Here is a 21482-nt window from a genome sequence, read left to right as displayed (position 1 = left end):
TCTATTACAGTAACCTACGCTACTGCTACCGTTGCGGCTAACTGTTCCGTTAACAAACCATCTTTAAGATTAAGTTGTCTTGTTGCTAATTTATCTGAAAACAACTTATCGTGAGAGATAATAATCATCGCCTGTGGTAAAGCTTGCAACACATTGACTAAACGTGTTTTTGCTTTTTCATCTAGCGCATTAGTGGGTTCGTCTAGAATTAATACTTTTGGTTCCATCACAAGTACACTTGCTAGTGTGATCATGCGTTTTTCACCACCAGACAGTTGATGCGTAATACGTGATTCAAAGCCCTGCATACCTAAATCGTTCAATGTCTGTAATGATTTTTCAATAGCTTGTTGTTTAGTAAAACCTAAATTAAGCGGTCCAAACATGACATCTTCTAACACAGTAGGACAAAATAATTGATCATCAGGGTCTTGAAATAATAATCCAGCTTTAGCGCGTAATTGATTAAACTGTTTTTCTGTTTTACAGATTTCACCAAAACCAACAATGTCACCTTGCTTCGCTTTTTTCAAACCTACAATCAGGTGTAATAAGGTTGTTTTTCCGGCGCCATTATCACCGTTTATCACTACACGTTCGCTTTCAAATAAAGCAAAGTTAACATCCTTCAATACACTGCCACGTCTCGGGTAAGCATAACTAAGATTATTAATTTCAATCAATGGGGGCGCAATTTTAATCATAGGTTTACCTGAATAAGTCATTAACATTGAGCCCTATCAACAGCCCTAAAAAACACAAAAAAGTGACACTAAAAACAACATCTACGCGCCCTATTTTCATCTCATCATTAAGATAATAGCGACCACAAAAACCACGGCACTTCATTGCATCTGAAATACGTTCCGCTCGTTCTACTGAGCGAATGAGTAACATACCAAATAGATAACCAATGCTTTTCCAAGTATGTCTGTTAGTACGTAATACAAAAGCACGTGCTTGCATAGCACGTCGCATCTTCTTATATTCTTGGCTGATCACATCTAAATAACGCACCATAAACAACATCAAGTGAACCAATTTATCAGGTACTTTAAGATGTGCAAGTGCATGACCTAAGGTTGAAGCACTCATGGTCGCAACTAATGAAAATAACACCAATAATACAGCATTCGCTTTAACGGTAATCAATAATGCATGGAACAACCCTTGCCAACTTGCGGTCAATCCAAACACGGTAAAAATAGCATCGCCTGGTGTGGTAAAAGGGAGTACACAAATCAGCATCAGCATAAATAAATCCATCGCGACAACACGACGTAAAGTACGCTTAATATTAAGCTTACTAGATTTAACTAATAAAAAAGCACATAACAAACCTAATAATGCCGGTACAAAATACTGACTCGACACAACCACTAACGCAAAGAGTCCAGAACAAACAACGCGTACGCGTGCATCAATATCATCAATCCATGATGCTTGATGTTTTAATGCCTGACCAGACCAAGATGTCAGGCTATGCTCTAGACCTTGGGACATTATTGTTTTGCCTTTAATTTACGCTCACGTAAAAAGGCAACTAACCCTAATAAACCAAAGATATAACCAATACCACCGATAATATCGCGCAGTCCTGATTTTTCTTTTAACGCACTAATTTCTCTGCGTAATGGTTTTATTTGTTTAGCTATCGCTTTTTCTAACATCAGCGGTGTAATTTGGTTTTGAATTTGTTTTTGAGTGACAGTTTGATTATTCGTCGCTTGATTAGTCTTTACAACTTGCCCATCACTAACAGAGGTTTGTGTTATGTCGCTTGTAGAAGCTAAAGCATTAGAGCTTGGCAGAGAAGCTGATTTATCATCTAAATTATCAGGCAGTTCTTCCGCAGGTAATTGCATTTTTAAGATATGCCCTGCTCCCATGTTAATTTCAAAAACATGGGTAATGCGTTTCTTAGCGATAAAAACAAAGTAACCTTCATCATCAGTCATCGCTTCACCAAGCGGTGTTCCAGAGGTATCCGAAACTTTAACGACAGTACCCGCATTGGCCATAGACCCATTTGAAAATCCAGCTTCACCTTCAATAGTAAAACCTTCAGCGTAAACGCCACCTACTACATTATGTGCACTAGCAAGTGAACTAAACCCTAATGAAATAGATAAGAAAAGAGATAGCAGAGCAGTATATAAAGCATTTGCTTTCATTAGTTTAATCCGTTGTTTCATTAATGAGCATCCTTAGTAATAAATTCAGGTTTAACGGTATGAATTAAATAAACAGCCGCATAAGAAACAAACCCTTCGATGATCATAATCGGAATATGTGCCGGTAATACCGCTTTCGCAGCTAATACAAATGACTCACCAGATAATGCTAAGGAAAATGCCACCATCAATGAGGTAATAATAATTGCACCTGCACCACCCATTGCTCCCCAAATAGCAGCGACTTTAGCACTTTCATGGCGAATACCTCTGTAACAAAGGTAATAAATAATCACGGCAGGCAAGGCAATATTCAGTGTATTCACGCCGAGCACCAATAAACCACCGAACCCAAAGAAAATAACCTGTAATAACAGCGCAACTAATAAGGCAGGAAACGCAACCCAACCCAATAGAATGCCCAATAAACCATTCATGATCAGATGTACGCTCGAAAACCCCAGTGGTAAGTGAATATAAGAAGCAATAAAAAATACCGATGCTAATACACCCACTAATGGTAAATGATCATAATCCATTTTCTTAAGACCAATAAAAACCCCAATAACGGTTAGCACGGCGCCAGTTATCAACACGGGAGATGATAATGCTCCATCAACAATATGCATAATTTACCTTTTTACTGTTTAGTTAACATTTCAACATTTACATATTTCAAAAACTAAATAGTTCAATAATTTACAAAGCCTGACTAGAGCAAACTTTTATTAAAAAAAATGATGTGGCTTGATATATATAGTTATCAAGCCAAATAAAACAACTTAAAAGCTATGGTAGCTTAGTTGCTTGCACCCAAATAACCGCATCCTGTGAAAGTTCTTTGCCTTTGTAGGTTTTCTCTTCCCCTACGCCTAACGCAGCAAATCCCCACTGACCGGCTTTCAATAATGAAAAGTGGAAAGTACCGTTCGCATCAGCGTAGATAGTTTGTGTCACGAATACGTCCGAAGGCGGTGTCATGATAGGCTCTTTAGCAAAATGATTTTTTTGCATATCTGGTGCGTAGTTCATGAATTCAACTTCAATGGCAGCAAAAGGGACGGACTTGCCTCTTGATTTAACCACAGCACTAAAAATACCACCTTCATAAATAGCATAAGGCTTAGTTAATGGCACAATTTCAGCACTCAATCCGAAATCTGTATTCCAGTCGGTAGGTAGGTTGCCAACATTAACAATCGTTTTAGTGATTTGTTGAATGTAACTATCTTCTTCTGCTTCAAAATAAGGAGAAGGTTGTGCAATAAAGACGTAGTCACCTAATCCGCGCAATTTAACATCTGCTTGGTAAGCATGACCTTTATCGACCGAGCTTTCCCATTCGATATCAGAAATAGTATCGATTAAATCAGTTTTTTTACCTTTTTTAATCATATAAAAAGCTTCGGGTTTATCCACCGCCATCACATGACCACTCGAGGCAGGATGAGTAAAAGGCATTTTTAAGGTTATTGCGCCGCCTTTTTCATGCAATAAATTCGGGGTATAAAGCATTTGAAAATGTGCATTCGCTGAAAATGAAAGCATACTGGCTGTAGCAATAGATATTGCAGTCAACAATGGCTTTAAATAGGAAGTTGGTTTAGTACTTTTTACGTTTAGCAAAAGGAAAATCTCCGTCTGAGTAATGAACAGGCGAAGTTGTGGAGGAGATGGTTACTTTTATTTAATAATATTTACATACTCATTATCAATAAAAGCAGACCAGCCGGTGAAGCCCTCCGCAACACCACGGTACTTACTTCAAGAGCAAGTATCATCCTGTGGTTTGGTATCCGGGCTTAGCAAAATAATATTTTAATTGCTTTACCGTTGCGGGGGCAGCCTTGGCTTTTAACCAAGTTCCCAAACACTTATATCTTAACTTTCTATAAGACAAAAATGCATAGCTTTAATGCTATATCCAAAGGAAGCTGAACAATAGCGTGTTACGGGCTAAACAGTCAATATAAAGCCTCTTTTATGCGGTTATTTTTACAGGCTTTATCTTAAGTTAAACTGTGATTGAGAAGGCTAACCAATGGAGTTTTTTACCCTAACTGTATTTGTAATGCTAACCACTATTTAAGCCATTGATTAAACGATTAAATTTGATACTGTCTATTAACGTTAACTATAAAAAAGTAGTTTCATATACTAACTTTAAATACTTGGCATTAAACACATAAAAGGAACGGTTACGATGAATGTCTACCTGTTTGATTGGGGTGATACGTTAATGGTTGATTTCCCTCAAAACACAGGAAAGATGTGTGAATGGGAAACAGTGGAAGCGATCGAAGGCGCAAGAGAAACATTGGCTGTTTTATCCCAAACAGCTAAAATTTATATAGCCACAGGCGCCGCTGACTCAACTGAACAGGAAATAAAAGCAGCCTTTGAGCGTGCTCAGCTAAGCCAATATATTTTAGGTTATTTTTGCAAAGAAAATATAGGGATAGATAAAGGAACGGCAGCATTTCTTAATGCGATTATTTCAACCTTTCCGGTTCCTGTCTTGGATATCACCATGGTCGGCGATTCCTTTGTAAAAGACATTGAACCCGCTATTTCTGTCGGTATTACGCCTATCTGGTTTACGCCAAATAGTGTTCAAATAGCGCCTGATAATATACGCATCATCAAAAGTTTGAGTGAACTCACTTAACCCTACAATACAAGAGGTAAAAATATGTCCTATGAATTAGGAAAACGTTTAGTCATTGGTGTTGCCTCGAGTGCGGTATTTGACCTAACAGAATCAGATCAAGTATTTAAAAGTAAAGGCGAAGCAGAGTATAGAAAATACCAAGCTAAAAACATTAAAAAGCCGCTTAGCAAAGGCGTTGCTTTCTCTTTTATTAAACGATTACTGTCGTTAAATGATTTAAGTGATGACCCAAGTGAAGATCCTTTAGTTGAAGTGGTCTTATTGTCTCGTAATGATCCTGATACTGGGCTTCGAGTAATGAAATCAATAGAGCATCATCATTTACAAATCTCTAGAGCGATTTTCATGCAAGGTAAATCACCTTATGAATATATCCCTGCATTGAGTATTTCACTTTTTCTTTCAGGTAACTTATCAGATGTAAGAGAAGCAATTAAACGTGGCTACCCTGCAGGACATGTTTTAAGTTCAACCATTATTGATGAAGAAGACGATGATGATTTAAGGCTTGCCTTTGACTTTGATGGCGTATTAGCAGATGACGAATCTGAAACGGTCATGCACACCACTAATGACTTAAAACAATTTCACAATCATGAAACGAAGAACATTCTGCAACCGCATACGCCTGGGCCGTTAAAAGAATTTTTAGTGAAAATATCAGCGATTCAGCTAAGAGAAGAAAATAAAAAGAAAATAGATATTCAGTATAAAAATAGATTACGCGTGTCTATTGTGACGGCGAGAAATGCTCCCTCTCATGAGCGTGCATTAAACACATTAAAAAAATGGGGAGTGATGGCAAATGATGCCTTCTTCTTAGGCGGTGTTGATAAGGGATTGGTATTAGGTGTATTAAAGCCACATATATTTTTCGACGATCAATCTGGACATTTAAACTCAACCAGCAAAGTTGCTCCTTCCGTACACATTCCTTTTGGTATTAAGAATATTGTGGAGCCAACGGAATAAGTTATTAAACAACTTGGTCATCGCCATAGCAGTAATCAAAAAGGTGATTAATACACTTCTACTTGTGGAAGCGATTTAAGAATAATGGCCAAGTTTTAATAACTTAATCGATTATAAATATAATGATCATTTTATAATTTACTTTGGCACTAATACTCATCTACAAAAAACAAAAAACGACTATTTCCAGATATCATAACTACTTTGTGTATATGTTTCTATATACTCACCATCATTACATAAAGATATCTGTTGAGATCTTTCAATGGGTTCAAAGTGAAAGTAAGTCATTTATTATTTAGCTACCAATTGATAAAAAAAAAGTAACATCACATTGACGTTACTTTTTAATAATTACTTCTTTTTAAATGAGACAAGTCGATTAAAAAGTTTCTTGTAATTCATCTTTTGGCTCAAGACCAATGTAATATAAATAACCTTTCTCTTTTTTATTTACACTATCACTTGGTTTCAATTTGATAACAGGTTTATTAGTTTGACTATGAGGCGCTGTCATTGACACATTAGGATAGTTAGTTTTAGCTAATTTATTTTGTGTCGAGACTGCTTTATGGGCTTGATTTTTTTTAGTTTTTTCTGAAAAAGTATAGAAAAACTCACCATTACTTTCAATCACCTCAATAGTTGATTGACCAATAGAGTTATAAGAAGCCAATATACCATGTCGCCCCAGTGAGACTTCATGTGTAATTTCTTTGCCACTACCGACTTTATTACCATCAATGTACCAATCGACTTTGACATTACTTTTTAACGTTAAGACAGCAGACTTAAGTCCAAATTTTTCATTTAAAATAGATTCTATTTTAGAATTGTAAGATGGTTTAAATGAAATAGCAGCACGATAAGACAATTCACCGTCCAAATTTTGACTCGCATCAACTATTTTATATGACAGTAAAACACTTCGTTCATTTAAAAAGTCATCTGATTGTTTAGCAGTTTTGATGATCTGACTTTCATTTTCATTCAAACATTCATTAATAGATTGAAATTTAGTACAAACCGCAGTGCCACTTAGTGAAACATTTTTCACACTTTTTGGATCGGCTAGTTCAGACGTTAAACGTCCTACCACTTTTTGTTTTAACGCAGCTAATTCAGTACTTCTTTTTATACGTGTATCTTTCAGTTTTTGGCCATCATTTAAAATAGATTTATGTTCTTCTTTTAACTCAAGACCTTTATTTTCATAATCTTTTTCCAGCGTATCTATTTTTAAAACAAGCGCTTCTAAGTCTTTAAAGAATTGTTGTACATTATCCTTTGCAACCACTTTTTCACTTAGCACGTTAAGGCTTTTCTGATAATTATTTTTACTATGTTCAATCTCTAAACCTAACGCTCTATATTCAAATTCATTTTTGTTATAGCGGCCTAGCTTATTGTTAGAAGATATCAATAGACTATTAATGTCATATTCTTGATTTATTTGCTCTATGGCAGACTCTTCAGACGGCGTAACCAACTCTAAAGCAGATAGGTTAGTTGCAAATGAGAATAACAAACCAATTGTAAGCTTACAGTATCTCACTTTTTCTCCATTATAAATGAGCTGCCTAATAGGGTTAAATAATTAAGCAGAAGTATTCTAAATTAATGTCCATATGAACTTTAACGCGCTATAAAAAAGGGTGTCTATACTACAACACTTATTTTGTAATATATTACATTATATAAGAGTAAAACTATACTCAAAGTAGGCCTATATTCAAAGTAGAATATTTAAAAAAGCGCCTGTAAAGTTTGGTTAACCAAAAATAACGATTATATTTAATTTACTGTAGATAATCTCAAACGTAATAAATAACAATACTGACACTAAGTACTTTAATGTCTATAGATAATTAAAACCATTAATTATTTAATTCCAACCATTCTTTAGGTGAAATACCTAGTTTCTTTCTAAATACCCTTGCCAGAGCAGAACCATTTTCATATCCAACAGCATTCGCTACTAACGCAACTGATTTATTCTGTTTTAATAAACTTTTAGCAACCACAATTCGCCAATCAATGACATAGTCACCAGGGCTTTGGCCGACAATGCGTTTAAATAACGCTGAAAACTTAGAGCGAGACATCAATGCTAGCTCTGCCATTTCTTCTAATCCCCATGCTTGCTCGGGGGCATCTTGAATCGCTAATATTACTTTAGATAATTGTGGGTGAGCCAATCCAGCCAATAAACCATGCTCCATTATTTTATTGCTTAAAACATGCCTTAAAATATAAATAATAAAGATATCGGTTAATGAGTTAATCATTGGCGTTCGCCCACATCGGTCGTTAAAAGCTTCTTCAAATAATAATAACGAGGTTTGTTTTATTTTAGGACAATCATTGAAGTTAAAAGATAGTAACGCCGGTAGGGCTTCAGCGATAGGATTCGAGGTCGTTTCATCATACATCACATTAGCACAGACTAATTGTGGAGGATTATCGTCATTACCAATAATACGATGAGTATGCGGTAAAGGCACAAATAACACAGTCGGCTCGTTAAATACCTGCGATACCCCCTGCCCATCAATTAATGTGAGTTCACCACTTTGTAAAAGGTGTAAATGCCCCTGATTAGGTTGTTTATCGAAATGGCTAATACCGCATAAGTTACCACTAAAAAAGACTTCCGTATTCATCGAAAATCGCTTCAATATAATTGAAAGTTGATCCATTTTGACTCTCTTTATGACTAATTTGGACGATTGGGTTCAATATAGGGACTATGTCATCCCTTTTTAAATATTGAAAGCCTTATATTATCAACCAAGCCAAGGGTGAGCCCTTACTTAACTTAAATTAAACATTAATAATTTATTCTATATGGAGATACACAATGAAACTTTCATCATTAATCAAATCAACACTAGTCAGCACTGCACTATTAGCAAGTAGCTTTGCATTTGCCGCTAATATTGAAGTTAATGCAAACGATAATGACCTAGCAATTAAAGGTTACGATACTGTTTCATATTTTACTGAAGGAACACCAACAAAAGGTTCAGATAAATATACCGCAGCTTACAACGGCGCTATTTATCATTTTGCTAGCGCAGATAACCGTGACTTATTTAAGGAAGATCCAACTAAATATGCACCACAATACGGTGGTTTCTGTGCATTTGGTGTGGCTTTAAACCAAAAATTTGATACAGACCCAACAGCATGGCATATCAAAGGTGACAAATTATATTTAAACCTTAATAAAGACGTTCAAAAGAAATGGTTAACAGATGTACCTGGATACCTTGCACAGTCACAAGGTAACTGGACAACGATTAAAGGTCTTACAACGGAGCAAATAGAAGAAATAAACGATTAAGACCTATTTTAAAGAGAGTATTTGGTTGATATGTAATAAGCCTCTTAATTTAAAAGCACAAACATTGCCAAATACCTCTTTAGTGTTAATAATAAATAAGCGAGATTTTAACCATGAAGAAACTAACCTCTACCGATAACTTAGATAATTTATTATCAGAACACGAACACTCATTATTGTTTTTTAGTGCTTCATGGTGCGGACCTTGCCAATCAATGACACCTGTTATTGAAAATGTATCCAACGCAATGAATGAGCGCCTTAACATTATTAAGGTTGATGTTGATACATCGCAGAATGATGCTATCGATTATGGCATTCGTAGTGTTCCGACATTACTTTTAGTAAAAAATAATGAAATTGTTGCGCAACAAATAGGTGGTATGCCCGCGATTCAATTGATGCAATGGATAGAACAGTACATTTAGTTTTTTAATTTATTTTTATATTTATCAATAAGAGGATTTTTTATGAGCAATAAACTATTAGCAAGTGCAGCATTAGCAGCCGTTATCGCAGCAGGTGTTTCAGCGCCAGCACAAGCAGCGAGTAAAGAAAAATGCTACGGAATCGCAGCTGCGGGTCAAAATGACTGTGCAAACTTAGCAGGCACGCATTCTTGTGCCGGTCAATCCACACTTGATAACGATAAAGGTGAATGGAAATTAGTTGAAAAAGGTACTTGTTCAACATTGGGTGGGCTATCAAAATCAGAAGCTAAAGCAGCTTACAAAGCAAACTCATAAGAATCGTAATTTATGCCTACGAGTAACCGTTTAATTATGATTGTTACTTGTAGATCAAGTTCACATTACTATCTAAAACAAACAAAAATTGACTCTATAAACAATTATTCTGAAATTTTTAATCCTATTGTTATGTCTTTTAGGCATACATATTTAATTGAAAATAAATCTTTTAATTAATGATGGTATAGACGGTGTATTGACACTGTTTTAGTAAATAATACTCAGCTATTACTCAATAAGTTGATGATACTCATCGGCTAAACACATGAAATAGTTAACATAATATATTTAGTTTTTATCAATAAAAGGATCTTTTTATGAGCAATAAATTATTAGCAAGTGCAGCATTAGCAGCCGTTATCGCAGCAGGTGTTTCAGCGCCAGCACAAGCAGCAAGTAAAGAAAAATGTTACGGCATTGCAGCAGCAGGTCAAAATGACTGTGCAAACTTAGCAGGAACACATTCATGTGCAGGCCAATCAACACTTGATAACGATAAAGGCGAATGGAAACTAGTTGAAAAAGGAACTTGTTCAACATTAGGTGGTTTATCAAAATCAGAAGCTAAAGCAGCATACAAAGCTAGCTAATAGGTGAGAAATAATATGTCAGTAGAAAGTAAAGATATTTTAATTGGTGTTGGCTTACGACACGTGCATTTTACTGATGTATTAACTCAACCTCAACAAGTTGATTTTGTAGAAGTGCACTCTGAGAATTTTTTTGGTGAAGGCGGTGCGGCATTATCTGTGCTTAACCAGGTTCGTGAAAAATACCCTATCAGTTTGCACTCAACGTCAATGGGACTGGGATCTGAACAAGATATACCTCTTCACTATTTAAACCGATTAAGCAAATTAGCACAAAGTATCGATCCATTTTTAATGTCTGAGCATGCCTGTTTTACGTGGGGGCAACAACAAGGACAGTTAATCCATAGCGGCGATTTATTACCTATTATTCATACTAATACAAGCTTAGATCGTATGTGTGAACAAGTTGATAAAGTGCAAGAAATTTTGGGTCGACAATTAATTATTGAAAATGTGTCTGCTTATATAAAATTTGATCAAAGTTATTTATCTGAAGCTGAATTCTTAGCAGAACTTAGCCGACGAACAGATTCAAAAATATTATTAGATATTAATAATATAGCGGTTAATAGCATTAATTTTGAGGACGGTAATATTAAGCAATCAGTTAATGATTATATTAATATTCTGCCAATTAATAGTGTTGCTCAAATTCACCTTGCAGGTTGTACAACAGCGTTACCAGGCGAATTAGTGGTCGATGACCATGCTCGACCAGTTTCAGATCACGTTTGGCAAGGTTATGAGCAAGCACTTCAACGCTTTGGAAAAATCCCTACATTAATAGAATGGGACAATGACTTACCAGAATGGTCAGTTTTAATAAGTGAAGCAGATAAAGCACGTCATATAGCTCGTACTGTTTTTAATAAAAACCTGTTAAATCAAACCATGATCAATAAGTCAGTATTGACCAAGGAACTGTAATGAATCAGCAGCAATTGTTAGCTCTTATTTGGAATGATGATCCAACATCATTCATTAAAGAGCGAGAAGAAAGCGGCTTTGATGTTCGTGGTATTAATATTTACCGACGTAATTTATTAGCGAATGCACAGCGTGCTTTAAGTATCACTTTCCCCACTATTTCACAGTTATTAGATAGTGATGTTAATGAGATATTAGTACAAGAATTTTTAAAAAAATATCCACCAAACAAGGGTGACTGGGCGCAATGGGGAGATGAATTTTCACGTTTTATTGCAACAAATCAGATTGCACATGAATATGCTTACTTACCTGATTGCGCAGAGTTAGATTGGCACATACATAAAGCATTAAATGGGCAAGACCAAACACTCGATTATACGTCATTAGCATTACTTGCTAGTGCTGAACCAGAAGATATTAGCATTGTATTAAATAACAATGTTGCACTAATAAGAACAACATCACCTATTAGTGAGATTTTTGATGCACACCATCACCCTGAAGAAAAACAACGAGAACAGGCAATGGAGCAAGCTAAAATAGCATTAAATATTGAACCCAAAAAACATGTCGTCATGATATTCAGGCCAGAATTCCAACCTAAAGTAACAACATTAACAGATAGCGAAGCTGAGTTTATGTTTTGTTTAAAGGCAAGGAAGTCATTAGCAGAATCACTGGATGCCGTCAGCCATTATGATGATTTTTCATTTGATAAATGGTTGGTAAAAGCAATAGAACAAAATTTAATTTTACACTTTAAAGAGAACTCACTATGAATACTTATACTTCTGAATCAAAAAAATCATTATTTTCATCAATTGGCGATCTATATTTAAATATTGCTGAGAAAATAAACCTATTACAACCGCTCGCTCTATTAGCAGCTCGTGTTTATGTTGGTTGGGCATTTTTTGCATCAGGTCTCACCAAGTTACGAGACTGGGAAAGCACGCTTCTTTTATTTGAATACGAATACCAAGTACCAGTATTGCCTTTTGAGTTAGCAGCTTATCTAGGGACTATCGGTGAGCTCGTACTACCCGTCTTATTAATACTCGGATTAACGACTCGTTTTGCCGCTTTAGGATTGTTTTTTGTTAATATTGTTGCAGTGATTAGTTTAGAAGATATTGCGCCCGTAGCTTATGCGGAGCATGTTCTATGGGGGATTCTATTAGCACAAGTTGTTCTCTTCAGTGGTGGTTTCCTTGCTTTAGACCGCTTTATTAAAAGCGTATTTAATAAAAAGTAATAAGGGCTAAGCAATAAAAACGAAGTCATAAAAAAGGCGTTAATACCTAGGTATTAACGCCTTTTTTATAGCATAATCGCCAGCTCAAAAAATCATAGATGAAAACATTACCAATAACTTGCAATCATTATTATTTTTAAGCTTATATTATCCTTAAGCTTGAATTAAATGGATATCACGTTGCGGGAACGGAATGCTAATCGCATTTCTATCAAGTGCTTTCTTCAGTTCTTCATTAACACTAAAGAACACATCCCAATAATCTTTTGGATCACAATGTGGTCTAACGGCGAAATTAACTGAACTGTCACCCATTTCTAAGACACCAACAAACGGAGCAGGTGTTTGCATTACTTTATCGTTTGCAAGTAACACATCCATTAACACCGCTTTAGTTTTATCAATATCTGCATCGTATGAAACACCAATGGTCAAATCAACACGAATCTTACCTTCAACCGTATAATTAATAATTGAGTCATTAGATGTTGCACCATTTGGAATAATAACGCGTTTAGATTGTGGAGCGATTAAAATAGTATTAAAAATTTGTACTTCTTTAACAACACCCAAGTGTCCTTGAGATTCAATCAAGTCACCTACTTTATAAGGTTTAAATACCATGATCAGCACACCACCAGCAAAGTTAGCCAAGCTACCTTGAAGTGCTAAACCTATCGCTAAACCTGCAGCACCTAATACAGCCACAAATGATGTCGTAGCGATCCCTATCATTGAAGCAACTGAAATAAATAGTAATACTTTTAATATCCATGAAGCTAAGCTAGTCATAAATGGAATTAAAGTAGGATCTACTTTGGAATGTTCCATTGATAATCGAATCACTTTACAAATCATGCTAATGATCCATAAACCAATTAATAGTGTCACTATCGCTAATGCTAATTTAGGAGCGTATTCAATTCCTAATTCATACGCTTTTGTTGATAATTTTTCGAGCTGTGTCGTCGAGACATCTAAAGCACTCATTTAACTTCCTTTTATAATGATCAAATAATGGCACATACCATTATTTGTATTATATAAGGGCTAAAAATAAGTACCTATTTAGATAAGCTTTTTCTCGGGCAAGATCACTTTTATTCTAAAAAACTGTACTATTTTCCAACAAAAAAACTGATATCAATAAGCGTTTAATCTAGATTTCACGTATAACAACTCAATTTAAGCATGAATTAATATTGTCTTTATTCACATTCGACATTGTATAACGAAGCAATGGGGTATTTTAGCCAGTAAAATAGACCAGTTATTAATAGTGGTAGATATGGCTAGAGTGCCTACATTAAAGTTAAATATGGGTAGTAGATTGTTGCTGTGATTAGACGTTTAGAGTACCGCCGTATAAAAGTGTAATTAACTTCGTCGGTGCAGCTTATTTTTAGGCATCGACATAAAAGCGATAGAAGCAATAAAAAATAATACCGTGATTCATCTACTTTTTAAGCAGTGAGTATCAGTGACAATAATGAATAACGGTATAACTAAAGCAAAGTTTAACTAACGATATAAAGCACTATTAGGTCTAAAACCTAAGCCTATAATCCTAAATCAGATAAACTTGGAAAATCATCAGGTCTACTGCTCCCTTCCCACGTAAATAATCTATCTTTTTCATCGATGGCTAAATCATTAATACAGGCAAAACGTTTTTGCATTAACCCTAGTTCATCAAATTCCCAGTTTTCATTACCATAAGCACGAAACCATTGATTTTCAGCATTTCGATATTCATAAGCAAACCTCACTGCAATACGATTATCAGTAAAAGCCCAAAGCTCTTTCACTAATTTATAATCTAATTCGTTTTGCCACTTGTTCGCCAAGAAATAAACGATCTCAGCACGACCATTGATGAAATTAGAACGATTTCGCCATTCACTATCAGGACTATAAGCGAGAGAAACAGCTTCAGGATTTTTATTATTCCAACCATTTTCAGCAGCTCTTACTTTTAACGTTGCAGTAGCAAAATTAAAAGGTGGTAAAGGTGGACGTGCGGTTTTCATCGATGTTTCTCCTAAATCATTTACATTTAACACTTAAATAGTCCAATTAAACAATAATCAACACTATTCATTGAGCACTCACATAAGATTACATATTTTATCAGTAAATTAATGAGTAAGATGATCGATTGCTACTCATTAACGATTAAGTCTTATTTAATTTTATCCGTCAAAGCTGAAAACTCTTTTTGCATTTGAAGGTTATTGAATGGTACTAACTCAGGCGCTTGTAATGCCATTATTTTATCGAATAATTGACTGCTATCCGTTATCAGATTACTGACTTGAGAAGACATAGTCACTGTATTTAAGGTATTAACAGCTAATGTATAATCTTCCATTAACAGGCGGTGAGCCTTAGACATATTATTTAAGTCTTGTTGCATACTCACTTTATATAATTTAATTGCTTGTAAGGTTGTATTCTGGCTCTTTAAATTTAAAGAATAAGATTTTTTGTGCTTTGAAGAAGCTTTATCCATCTCGCTTTTAGTTGTTTTGATTAGATTATTTTGTTTATTCTGTAGCGTATCAATGCGAGGGATATATTTGTTTTTTAAATCAGCCATATAGCGTTCTTGAATATAAAGCTGTAATTCCAATAACACCACATACATGCTGTAATATTTTTTAGCGTTATTAAGGTCTTCGCCCGAAGTTGCTGTGATCTTAGCAAATGAAGAAGCTATTTCACCAATCACCGGGAAAATAGTCGTCATGGCTAGAATATCATCAGCATTAACACGTACTAATAATGCTTCAACTTGTTCAAATGAAAGTTCAGTACCAAACTCATCGAGTCTTATTTGTACTACTTCAATCATCTTTTCACGATTTTTTTGGTATTCAGCGATATCATCTTCGTATTGTTGTTGTTTCTTTAACGCCTCTTTTTTATCTTCACCAATCAAAATAACCGACTTTGATTTTTGTTGAGATGCCTTCTCTTGAAGCCCTAAAATAGTTGAGTCAATGTGTGCAATGCTATCACTCGCCTCTTTTACAATATCATCATTTAAAATGCCGTAAACATCACCTAACAATGCATCAATATCTTCTTGGTAACTCGCTTTATCCTTTTTGAAAAAAGCACTTTCTGGCGCTTGGTTTTTATCCCCTTTTACTTTGATAATATCGGCGAATCGGTCTTCCATGTTATCCCATGACGATATCGACTTTTGTCTAGCGGCTGACAGTGTTGATAAACCTTGTGCGACTTCGTCCCCTTCTCCAGTGAGGTCAGAGTAAAGTTCTGAACTACTATTTTTAACTGAACTCCAACCTGTTGACAATGATTCCTTCCAATCAGCTTGAGCCGATATTGAAACCACTATTAGACAGATAAGGGGAATGATTCTTTCCATTTCGTAAATTCCTTTAAAGACGCTATTAATTTCAAAAAACTACATAAATAGAATTGATTAAGATGATAGAGATAACTGAAGATAATACTAAAATCATCTCACTATTTATACTGATGGTTTATTCACAAGGATTGTCTTTTCGCAGGTATAAAAAAAGGTATCAAGCTAAGCTTCATACCTTTTTAACTAATTTAACATTGAGCTATCAGAAAGTGATTACCAACCTTTAACAGCGCCACCTTTAAAGATTTCAAGTGCAGCTTGGTATACTTCATCTGATTGATATGCTTTAACAAAGTTTTGCACGTTTTCAGACTTAACGTTATCTTCACGAGCAACGATTAAGTTAACGTATGGAGACTCTTTATCTTCAACAAATAAACCATCATGCTCAGGCGAAAGATCGATAGAACTTGCATAAGTAGTGTTGATGATAGCTAGGCTAACGTCATCTAATGAACGAGGTAATTGAGCAGCTTCTAACTCAATTATTTTCAAGTTTTTATCACTGCTTACAATATCCAATACCGTTGCTTGTAGACCAACACCTTCTTTAAGTGTTAATAAACCTTGTTTCTCTAATAAGATTAAAGAACGACCTAAGTTAGTTGGGTCACTTGGCACGGCAATTTGATCGCCATCTTTCAATTCATCTAGTGTTTTAATTTTGTTTGAGTAACCAGCAATTGGATAAACTAATGTATTACCAGCAACAGAAAATTTGTAACCACGGTCAGTAATTTGTTGATCTAAATAAGGTTTATGTTGGAATGCATTCGCATCAATTGAACCTTCATCTAGTGCTGCATTAGGCGTAATGTAATCAGAAAAAATTTCTAAAGAAACGTCTAAACCATACTTTTCTTTTGCAACTTTTGCTGCAATCTCTGCTACTTGTGCTTCAGCACCGGCGATAACACCGATAGTCACTTTAGTATTATCAACTGCAACAGCTTCTTTTTCACCACAGCCTGCTAATGCGAATGTTGATGCAAGACCTAAAACGGCTAATACTTTTTTGATATTAAAACTCATAAACTTTCCTTTTTTAATGTAATGATTAAATGTCACTTTAAATATAACGTTAACATTTAATGTTTCTCAATTAACAGTATTTAATGGTTCAAATTAACCATTAAAAATTTAACGATGATCAACACGTTTAACAAGGTAATCACCCAGTGATTGAATCATTTGCACCATGATGACTAGAATAACGATGGTTATCATCATTACCGTTGCATCAAAACGTTGGTAACCATAACGAATACCAACATCACCAAGACCGCCACCACCAACTGTACCCGCCATTGCTGAATAACCAACTAAAGTCACTAAAGTGATCGTTACCGCATTAATAATGCCAGGCAATGCTTCTGGTAGAAGTACCTTGTTAATAATTTGAATGGGTTTTGCCCCCATTGCTTGAGCCGCTTCTACTAAACCACTTGGCACCTCTAATAATGCACCTTCAACAAGACGAGCAATAAAAGGAATAGCACCGATGGTTAATGGCACAATAGCAGCTGCCGTACCGATTGATGACCCAACAATAAAACGTGTCACGGGAATCAATGCCACCAATAAAATAATAAACGGAATAGAGCGACCGATATTGACTACGATGCCTAACGCTTTATTTAAAGTCGTATTTTCTAATAAACCGTTCTTTTTACTCAGATGTAATAAAACACCTAGGGGAATACCCACCGCAAAACCAATAAAACCGGAGGTAAATACCATTACTAATGTTTCCCATAAAGAGTCGACTAATAGTTCAATTAAACGTGTATTTTCAGCCCACCACATAGTTACTGCATTAACTGACATAACCTAGTACCTCTAATTCAATTTTTTGTTCTTTCAAGTATTGGATAGCTTTATTAGCACAATCTTCTGAACCAATAAACTCTGCTAGCATAAGACCAAACTTAACGCCGCCAACATAGTCCATATTTGAGCTTAATATACTGATATCAATATTAAATTCTCGTGCAACATGGCTTATTACCGGCGCATCAACAGAAGCCCCTGTAAATTCTAGACGTATCAATGGAAAACTATTTTCAATTCGTGTGGCTTGTAAACGTTCTTTATAATCACCAGGAATAGAAAGATCTAAAGTCGAACGAATAAATTCACGTGCAAGTTCTGTTTTTGGATGTGCAAATATGTCACCAACAGAACCATTCTCAACTAATTTACCATCACCAATAATAGCCACTTCTTGACAAATACCTTTTACCACAGCCATTTCATGAGTGATCAATAAGATAGTTAAATTTAACTCTTTATTAATTTTACGTAAAAGCTCTAAGATAGAAATAGTGGTTGCAGGATCTAATGCACTAGTTGCTTCATCACATAACAATACTTTAGGGTCTGACGCAAGTGCGCGTGCAATGGCAACACGTTGCTTTTGACCACCACTTAAATTTGCAGGGTATACATCGCGTTTATCAGCTAATCCAACTAACTCTAATAACCCTTCTACCTTGCTTTTAATCTTACTTTTTGACTCGCCCGCTAGCTCTAATGGCAATGCAATATTATTAAAAACAGTACGAGATGATAATAAGTTAAAGTGTTGAAAAATCATGCCTATTTTACGGCGTGTTTGTGTTAACTCTTGTTCAGATAATTGCGTTAAATCGATATTATCAACAATCACTTTACCACTGGTTGGACGCTCTAATAAGTTAACACAACGTATTAACGTACTTTTACCTGCACCAGAAGAGCCTATTACGCCAAAAATACTACCTTGCGCTATATTCAGGTTAATATCAGAAAGTGCATTAATCACTTTATCGCCCTGATAAAACACTTTGTTTACATTTTTTATTTCTATCATCAGATTTCCTGAAATTAAATACAGCTTACGTCTCAAACACCACTGTTATTAGTGATCTATACCGTAATTACCCGTGCATACTAAGACATCTAGACGTCTAAAGCAATTAATCATTAAAGCGAAATAAATAAAATATTTAGATCAATATTGTAGTCGCTAAATTTGACTCCGATTCATGTGAATAGAACTTACTTTAAAAAAGACGTTGTGGTTAACTTTGGAGAGAAAGAAGGATTTTTATGATAATACCATTACTGGGTAATTTGATGTAAAAATCCATTCCTAGATTCTCATAATAATGTTTCACACAGGAGGTTATTTATACTCTTCAGTTAATTTGATACGATCTTGTAAATGCGGGTGAGTAGATAAAAAGTCATTCATTTTTATGCGAGCTTCTCCATCAACATTGGCATGATTGCTCAAGCGAGTCATTAAAGAAGAAAATACATTAACAGAAATATTTGATGCTTTTAACATACTTAGAGCGTATCTATCAGCTTCAAGTTCAAACTCTCTTGAATAAGCTAAATCAATCACCAGTGTAGGAAGTCCGGTTACAATATCAACAGCATCCAGATCTCCCGTTAATAATATAACGACTAATGTAACCATCGAACCTTGTAAAATACGTCGTGTAATATGTTTATGATGTAAATGCCCTAATTCATGAAAAAGAACAGCAACTAATTCTTGCTCATTTTCCACTAAATTAACGAGATCATCAGTAAAAACTATATCGCCATTAGGTAAAGCTAAGGCATTGGCCCCCATACCAGATCTAAAATAAATATGCGGATTAAGAGCTTTATGATGTGCTAAGTGCTTAGCAAATAGAGTACGTATTTGAACTTGTTTTTTAATGGGTAAATTTGAAGGTTCAAATACAGTTTGATCTAATAGATCCAAGCTAGTAGATAACTGTTCTTCAATATATTCCGGCATTTCGAATGCAATGGTTTTAGCGGCGGCAGGTATACCATGTACGGTTATCGCCCATACAAACCCAATCATCAAACAACTAAACAATATGACAGCAGTAAGACTTTTTTCTAACCGATGTACTAAAGAAAAAGGAAGCGAACTTTGTTGTGTCAGTTTATTAAGTTGTTCTACCCCCTCATGATCATCACTAACAAATAAACGTTCATCACCTAATTCAATTTCTCTGGGTGTATCACCTAAAGGTGCTTCGATACGAATATCGCCACAATCTACAATGATAGGGGTAATGTCATTATTATCTATCACCAATGATAGGCTGGTGTTATTGATTAATTGCAAGCTTGCATTAATACGTTTAGCACTCAACCCATCAAGGAAATAACCATGAATAATTAATTGATTCATGGTTATTGCTTATGCGAAATCAAAAACAACTTGTCCCATCTCTTCACCTAAAGCATTAACATTTTCTTTCTCTGCAGCAGAAAAACCTTCAAGGCTACCATTAACCTTCATAACGATATTGTCACTCAAGTATTTAACCATACGTACTTTAGCTGCTGGCGCATACAAACCAAGCGTAATAATAATTAAAAAGGTATTAATTAATATAACTTTAATATAACCACTAACAGTTAAAGTACAATCAAACTCATGATCAACTAAAGATAGACGACGATAAAATAGGTTCGTTGTCGACGCGATAAAAAATACAAGCATAATTAAATAAAAGAAGCCTATAAATACAGGAAGCAGAACAGGTATAAAGAAAGCAAAGATTGCGCCTATAATGGCCCCAAAAATAGCAAACAACACTGTCGCACCAATCATCATGAGTAAAATCATTCCATAATCTTTATAAGTAGCGCTAAATTTAAAAGACGAAGTACCGTAAGAGCTATTGTTAACAACATACTCATTTATTTTTTGTAATGATGTAGGTAATAATATCCCTAAAGTAAGCACACCTAAAATAGGCCATACAAATAATGCCATGACAGCACCAAGATAAGATCCTTTAAAACGGAATTGGATATTTTTGTAAGCTGACATTCTCATATGAAAAGCCAATGATTGATTATAAAAATAAGGCATTGAAATCAATAATGGGATAAGAATGATCATTGAATACACTGGTGAATAATTTGCCGCCAAGCTGTAAATAATTAAGACAACAATTGCAATAATACGCCCTTTTAGAATAGTCATAGGATCTGCTAAATATCTAAAGTTGCTACCATCAAGATACATGTTTGAATAAAAATACTTATTGTTTCTAACCGTTGCCCACGCAGAATAAATACCTAAAGTTAAGATAGTAAATAACACATTAACTATCCATATTTTAAAATACTCTGAACCGTTACCAGTAAATTTAAAAAGAGCACGCGAAGAAGAGCTAACGGTAGACTCGGTGGTTTGGTTTGTCATTAAACGTCCTTGTGAAGTTTGAGTTAAGAATGATGTTTATTAAATTGTTCTCACTAATTAATCCAGTAAAAGTATCTTTAAAAAGTAAGATCTATTCATAGGTTGGACATTAAGAGGTAACCGCGTGCAAACCATATTGCAATCTACCTCTTTTTTTATCTCTGTCTG

The 21482-nt window shown here is 35.0% G+C and carries 24 protein-coding genes and 1 riboswitch; of the genes, 9 read left to right on the top strand and 15 right to left on the bottom strand.

Features of this window, described 5'->3' with window-relative positions; translation table 11 throughout:
- Window positions 1-14: 14 nt before the first annotated feature.
- The 5 genes from Q0794_RS05515 to Q0794_RS05495 form a co-directional block, all read right to left on the bottom strand.
- Complete coding sequence (locus Q0794_RS05515) at window positions 15-704, bottom strand: ABC transporter ATP-binding protein (protein ID WP_298940740.1); 690 nt, start codon at window positions 702-704, stop codon at window positions 15-17.
- Between the two features lie 4 nt (window positions 705-708).
- Window positions 709-1503, bottom strand: coding sequence for a cobalt ECF transporter T component CbiQ (gene cbiQ / locus Q0794_RS05510; RefSeq protein WP_298940739.1), 795 nt, complete (start codon window positions 1501-1503; stop codon window positions 709-711).
- Complete coding sequence (locus tag Q0794_RS05505; protein WP_298940738.1) at window positions 1503-2195, bottom strand: hypothetical protein; 693 nt, start codon at window positions 2193-2195, stop codon at window positions 1503-1505. The genes cbiQ and Q0794_RS05505 overlap by 1 nt, the downstream gene beginning before the upstream one ends.
- Window positions 2195-2803 (bottom strand): cobalt transporter CbiM, encoded by a 609-nt coding sequence (gene cbiM, locus Q0794_RS05500; RefSeq protein WP_298940737.1) that lies wholly within the window; start codon window positions 2801-2803, stop codon window positions 2195-2197. Before cbiM ends, Q0794_RS05505 begins: the two co-directional genes overlap by 1 nt.
- A gap of 160 nt (window positions 2804-2963) precedes the next feature.
- Window positions 2964-3800 (bottom strand): DUF4198 domain-containing protein, encoded by an 837-nt coding sequence (locus tag Q0794_RS05495; RefSeq protein ID WP_298940736.1) that lies wholly within the window; start codon window positions 3798-3800, stop codon window positions 2964-2966.
- Between the two features lie 143 nt (window positions 3801-3943).
- Window positions 3944-4090, bottom strand: a riboswitch (cobalamin riboswitch).
- Window positions 4091-4377: 287 nt separating this feature from the next.
- Here Q0794_RS05495 and Q0794_RS05490 point away from each other — a divergent pair.
- Entirely contained in the window at window positions 4378-4842 is a 465-nt protein-coding gene (locus Q0794_RS05490) for an HAD hydrolase-like protein (RefSeq protein ID WP_298940735.1), read from the top strand.
- Window positions 4843-4866: 24 nt separating this feature from the next.
- Window positions 4867-5817 carry a 5'-nucleotidase gene (locus tag Q0794_RS05485; RefSeq protein WP_298940734.1) on the top strand — a complete coding sequence of 317 codons (951 nt, stop codon included), beginning with the start codon at window positions 4867-4869 and terminating at the stop codon, window positions 5815-5817.
- Window positions 5818-6199: 382 nt separating this feature from the next.
- On the opposite strand, the gene Q0794_RS05480 is transcribed toward Q0794_RS05485, so the two are convergent.
- Window positions 6200-7372, bottom strand: coding sequence for a hypothetical protein (locus tag Q0794_RS05480; protein WP_298940733.1), 1173 nt, complete (start codon window positions 7370-7372; stop codon window positions 6200-6202).
- A 322-nt stretch (window positions 7373-7694) separates the two neighbouring features.
- Entirely contained in the window at window positions 7695-8516 is an 822-nt protein-coding gene (locus Q0794_RS05475) for an AraC family transcriptional regulator (protein WP_298940732.1), read from the bottom strand.
- A gap of 161 nt (window positions 8517-8677) precedes the next feature.
- On the opposite strand from Q0794_RS05475, the gene Q0794_RS05470 reads away from it, so the two are divergent.
- The 7 genes from Q0794_RS05470 to Q0794_RS05440 all read left to right on the top strand — a co-directional run bounded on the left by Q0794_RS05470 (window position 8678) and on the right by Q0794_RS05440 (window position 12690).
- A complete protein-coding gene (locus tag Q0794_RS05470; protein ID WP_298940731.1) occupies window positions 8678-9163 on the top strand; it encodes a YHS domain-containing (seleno)protein in 486 nt (161 codons plus the stop codon).
- A gap of 113 nt (window positions 9164-9276) precedes the next feature.
- The gene (locus Q0794_RS05465) at window positions 9277-9591 is read left to right on the top strand and encodes a thioredoxin family protein (RefSeq protein WP_298940730.1); all 315 of its coding nucleotides are present in this window, start codon (window positions 9277-9279) and stop codon (window positions 9589-9591) included.
- A gap of 42 nt (window positions 9592-9633) precedes the next feature.
- On the top strand, window positions 9634-9909 hold the full coding sequence (locus Q0794_RS05460; protein WP_298940729.1) for a DUF2282 domain-containing protein: 276 nt from the start codon (window positions 9634-9636) through the stop codon (window positions 9907-9909).
- Window positions 9910-10229: 320 nt separating this feature from the next.
- The gene (locus Q0794_RS05455; RefSeq protein WP_298940728.1) at window positions 10230-10502 is read left to right on the top strand and encodes a DUF2282 domain-containing protein; all 273 of its coding nucleotides are present in this window, start codon (window positions 10230-10232) and stop codon (window positions 10500-10502) included.
- A 15-nt stretch (window positions 10503-10517) separates the two neighbouring features.
- Window positions 10518-11432 carry a DUF692 domain-containing protein gene (locus tag Q0794_RS05450; RefSeq protein WP_298940727.1) on the top strand — a complete coding sequence of 305 codons (915 nt, stop codon included), beginning with the start codon at window positions 10518-10520 and terminating at the stop codon, window positions 11430-11432.
- The gene (locus Q0794_RS05445) at window positions 11432-12214 is read left to right on the top strand and encodes a DNA-binding domain-containing protein (RefSeq protein WP_298940726.1); all 783 of its coding nucleotides are present in this window, start codon (window positions 11432-11434) and stop codon (window positions 12212-12214) included. Before Q0794_RS05450 ends, Q0794_RS05445 begins: the two co-directional genes overlap by 1 nt.
- Window positions 12211-12690: a DoxX family protein gene (locus Q0794_RS05440; RefSeq protein WP_298940725.1), complete on the top strand. Its 480-nt coding sequence runs from the start codon at window positions 12211-12213 to the stop codon at window positions 12688-12690. The genes Q0794_RS05445 and Q0794_RS05440 overlap by 4 nt, the downstream gene beginning before the upstream one ends.
- Window positions 12691-12843: 153 nt before the next feature.
- On the opposite strand, the gene Q0794_RS05435 is transcribed toward Q0794_RS05440, so the two are convergent.
- From Q0794_RS05435 to Q0794_RS05400, 8 genes are all read right to left on the bottom strand, one after another.
- A complete protein-coding gene (locus Q0794_RS05435; protein WP_298940724.1) occupies window positions 12844-13680 on the bottom strand; it encodes a mechanosensitive ion channel domain-containing protein in 837 nt (278 codons plus the stop codon).
- 569 nt (window positions 13681-14249) lie between these two features.
- Window positions 14250-14720 carry a nuclear transport factor 2 family protein gene (locus Q0794_RS05430; RefSeq protein ID WP_298940723.1) on the bottom strand — a complete coding sequence of 157 codons (471 nt, stop codon included), beginning with the start codon at window positions 14718-14720 and terminating at the stop codon, window positions 14250-14252.
- Window positions 14721-14872: 152 nt separating this feature from the next.
- The gene (locus Q0794_RS05425; protein ID WP_298940722.1) at window positions 14873-16084 is read right to left on the bottom strand and encodes a hypothetical protein; all 1212 of its coding nucleotides are present in this window, start codon (window positions 16082-16084) and stop codon (window positions 14873-14875) included.
- Between the two features lie 216 nt (window positions 16085-16300).
- The gene (locus Q0794_RS05420) at window positions 16301-17119 is read right to left on the bottom strand and encodes a MetQ/NlpA family lipoprotein (RefSeq protein WP_298940721.1); all 819 of its coding nucleotides are present in this window, start codon (window positions 17117-17119) and stop codon (window positions 16301-16303) included.
- Between the two features lie 108 nt (window positions 17120-17227).
- Window positions 17228-17914: a methionine ABC transporter permease gene (locus Q0794_RS05415; RefSeq protein WP_298940720.1), complete on the bottom strand. Its 687-nt coding sequence runs from the start codon at window positions 17912-17914 to the stop codon at window positions 17228-17230.
- Complete coding sequence (gene metN, locus Q0794_RS05410; RefSeq protein ID WP_298940718.1) at window positions 17904-18938, bottom strand: methionine ABC transporter ATP-binding protein MetN; 1035 nt, start codon at window positions 18936-18938, stop codon at window positions 17904-17906. The genes Q0794_RS05415 and metN overlap by 11 nt, the downstream gene beginning before the upstream one ends.
- A gap of 315 nt (window positions 18939-19253) precedes the next feature.
- A complete protein-coding gene (locus Q0794_RS05405; protein WP_298940717.1) occupies window positions 19254-20288 on the bottom strand; it encodes a M48 family metallopeptidase in 1035 nt (344 codons plus the stop codon).
- A 9-nt stretch (window positions 20289-20297) separates the two neighbouring features.
- A complete protein-coding gene (locus Q0794_RS05400) occupies window positions 20298-21314 on the bottom strand; it encodes a YjgN family protein (protein ID WP_298940716.1) in 1017 nt (338 codons plus the stop codon).
- Window positions 21315-21482: the final 168 nt, after the last annotated feature.

It is taken from the genome of uncultured Psychromonas sp., from assembly GCF_947489755.1.
GTDB lineage: Bacteria > Pseudomonadota > Gammaproteobacteria > Enterobacterales > Psychromonadaceae > Psychromonas.
The sequence above is the reverse complement of the archived record's forward strand: the minus strand, read 5'-3'. Positions and strand labels throughout refer to the sequence as shown.

What these genes read in the sequence shown, in the direction of transcription:
- Q0794_RS05455 (WP_298940728.1), top strand. Translation starts at nt 10,230, where the DNA reads ATGAGCAATAAATTATTAGCAAGTGCAGCATTAGCAGCCGTTATCGCA.
- Q0794_RS05465 (WP_298940730.1), top strand. Translation starts at nt 9,277, where the DNA reads ATGAAGAAACTAACCTCTACCGATAACTTAGATAATTTATTATCAGAA.
- Q0794_RS05405 (WP_298940717.1), bottom strand. Translation starts at nt 20,288, where the DNA reads ATGAATCAATTAATTATTCATGGTTATTTCCTTGATGGGTTGAGTGCT.
- cbiM (WP_298940737.1), bottom strand. Translation starts at nt 2,803, where the DNA reads ATGCATATTGTTGATGGAGCATTATCATCTCCCGTGTTGATAACTGGC.
- Q0794_RS05460 (WP_298940729.1), top strand. Translation starts at nt 9,634, where the DNA reads ATGAGCAATAAACTATTAGCAAGTGCAGCATTAGCAGCCGTTATCGCA.
- Q0794_RS05430 (WP_298940723.1), bottom strand. Translation starts at nt 14,720, where the DNA reads ATGAAAACCGCACGTCCACCTTTACCACCTTTTAATTTTGCTACTGCA.
- Q0794_RS05450 (WP_298940727.1), top strand. Translation starts at nt 10,518, where the DNA reads ATGTCAGTAGAAAGTAAAGATATTTTAATTGGTGTTGGCTTACGACAC.
- Q0794_RS05420 (WP_298940721.1), bottom strand. Translation starts at nt 17,119, where the DNA reads ATGAGTTTTAATATCAAAAAAGTATTAGCCGTTTTAGGTCTTGCATCA.
- Q0794_RS05445 (WP_298940726.1), top strand. Translation starts at nt 11,432, where the DNA reads ATGAATCAGCAGCAATTGTTAGCTCTTATTTGGAATGATGATCCAACA.
- Q0794_RS05400 (WP_298940716.1), bottom strand. Translation starts at nt 21,314, where the DNA reads ATGACAAACCAAACCACCGAGTCTACCGTTAGCTCTTCTTCGCGTGCT.
- Q0794_RS05440 (WP_298940725.1), top strand. Translation starts at nt 12,211, where the DNA reads ATGAATACTTATACTTCTGAATCAAAAAAATCATTATTTTCATCAATT.
- cbiQ (WP_298940739.1), bottom strand. Translation starts at nt 1,503, where the DNA reads ATGTCCCAAGGTCTAGAGCATAGCCTGACATCTTGGTCTGGTCAGGCA.
- Q0794_RS05485 (WP_298940734.1), top strand. Translation starts at nt 4,867, where the DNA reads ATGTCCTATGAATTAGGAAAACGTTTAGTCATTGGTGTTGCCTCGAGT.
- Q0794_RS05470 (WP_298940731.1), top strand. Translation starts at nt 8,678, where the DNA reads ATGAAACTTTCATCATTAATCAAATCAACACTAGTCAGCACTGCACTA.
- Q0794_RS05490 (WP_298940735.1), top strand. Translation starts at nt 4,378, where the DNA reads ATGAATGTCTACCTGTTTGATTGGGGTGATACGTTAATGGTTGATTTC.
- Q0794_RS05415 (WP_298940720.1), bottom strand. Translation starts at nt 17,914, where the DNA reads ATGTCAGTTAATGCAGTAACTATGTGGTGGGCTGAAAATACACGTTTA.
- Q0794_RS05515 (WP_298940740.1), bottom strand. Translation starts at nt 704, where the DNA reads ATGATTAAAATTGCGCCCCCATTGATTGAAATTAATAATCTTAGTTAT.
- Q0794_RS05475 (WP_298940732.1), bottom strand. Translation starts at nt 8,516, where the DNA reads ATGGATCAACTTTCAATTATATTGAAGCGATTTTCGATGAATACGGAA.
- Q0794_RS05435 (WP_298940724.1), bottom strand. Translation starts at nt 13,680, where the DNA reads ATGAGTGCTTTAGATGTCTCGACGACACAGCTCGAAAAATTATCAACA.
- metN (WP_298940718.1), bottom strand. Translation starts at nt 18,938, where the DNA reads ATGATAGAAATAAAAAATGTAAACAAAGTGTTTTATCAGGGCGATAAA.
- Q0794_RS05505 (WP_298940738.1), bottom strand. Translation starts at nt 2,195, where the DNA reads ATGAAACAACGGATTAAACTAATGAAAGCAAATGCTTTATATACTGCT.
- Q0794_RS05425 (WP_298940722.1), bottom strand. Translation starts at nt 16,084, where the DNA reads ATGGAAAGAATCATTCCCCTTATCTGTCTAATAGTGGTTTCAATATCG.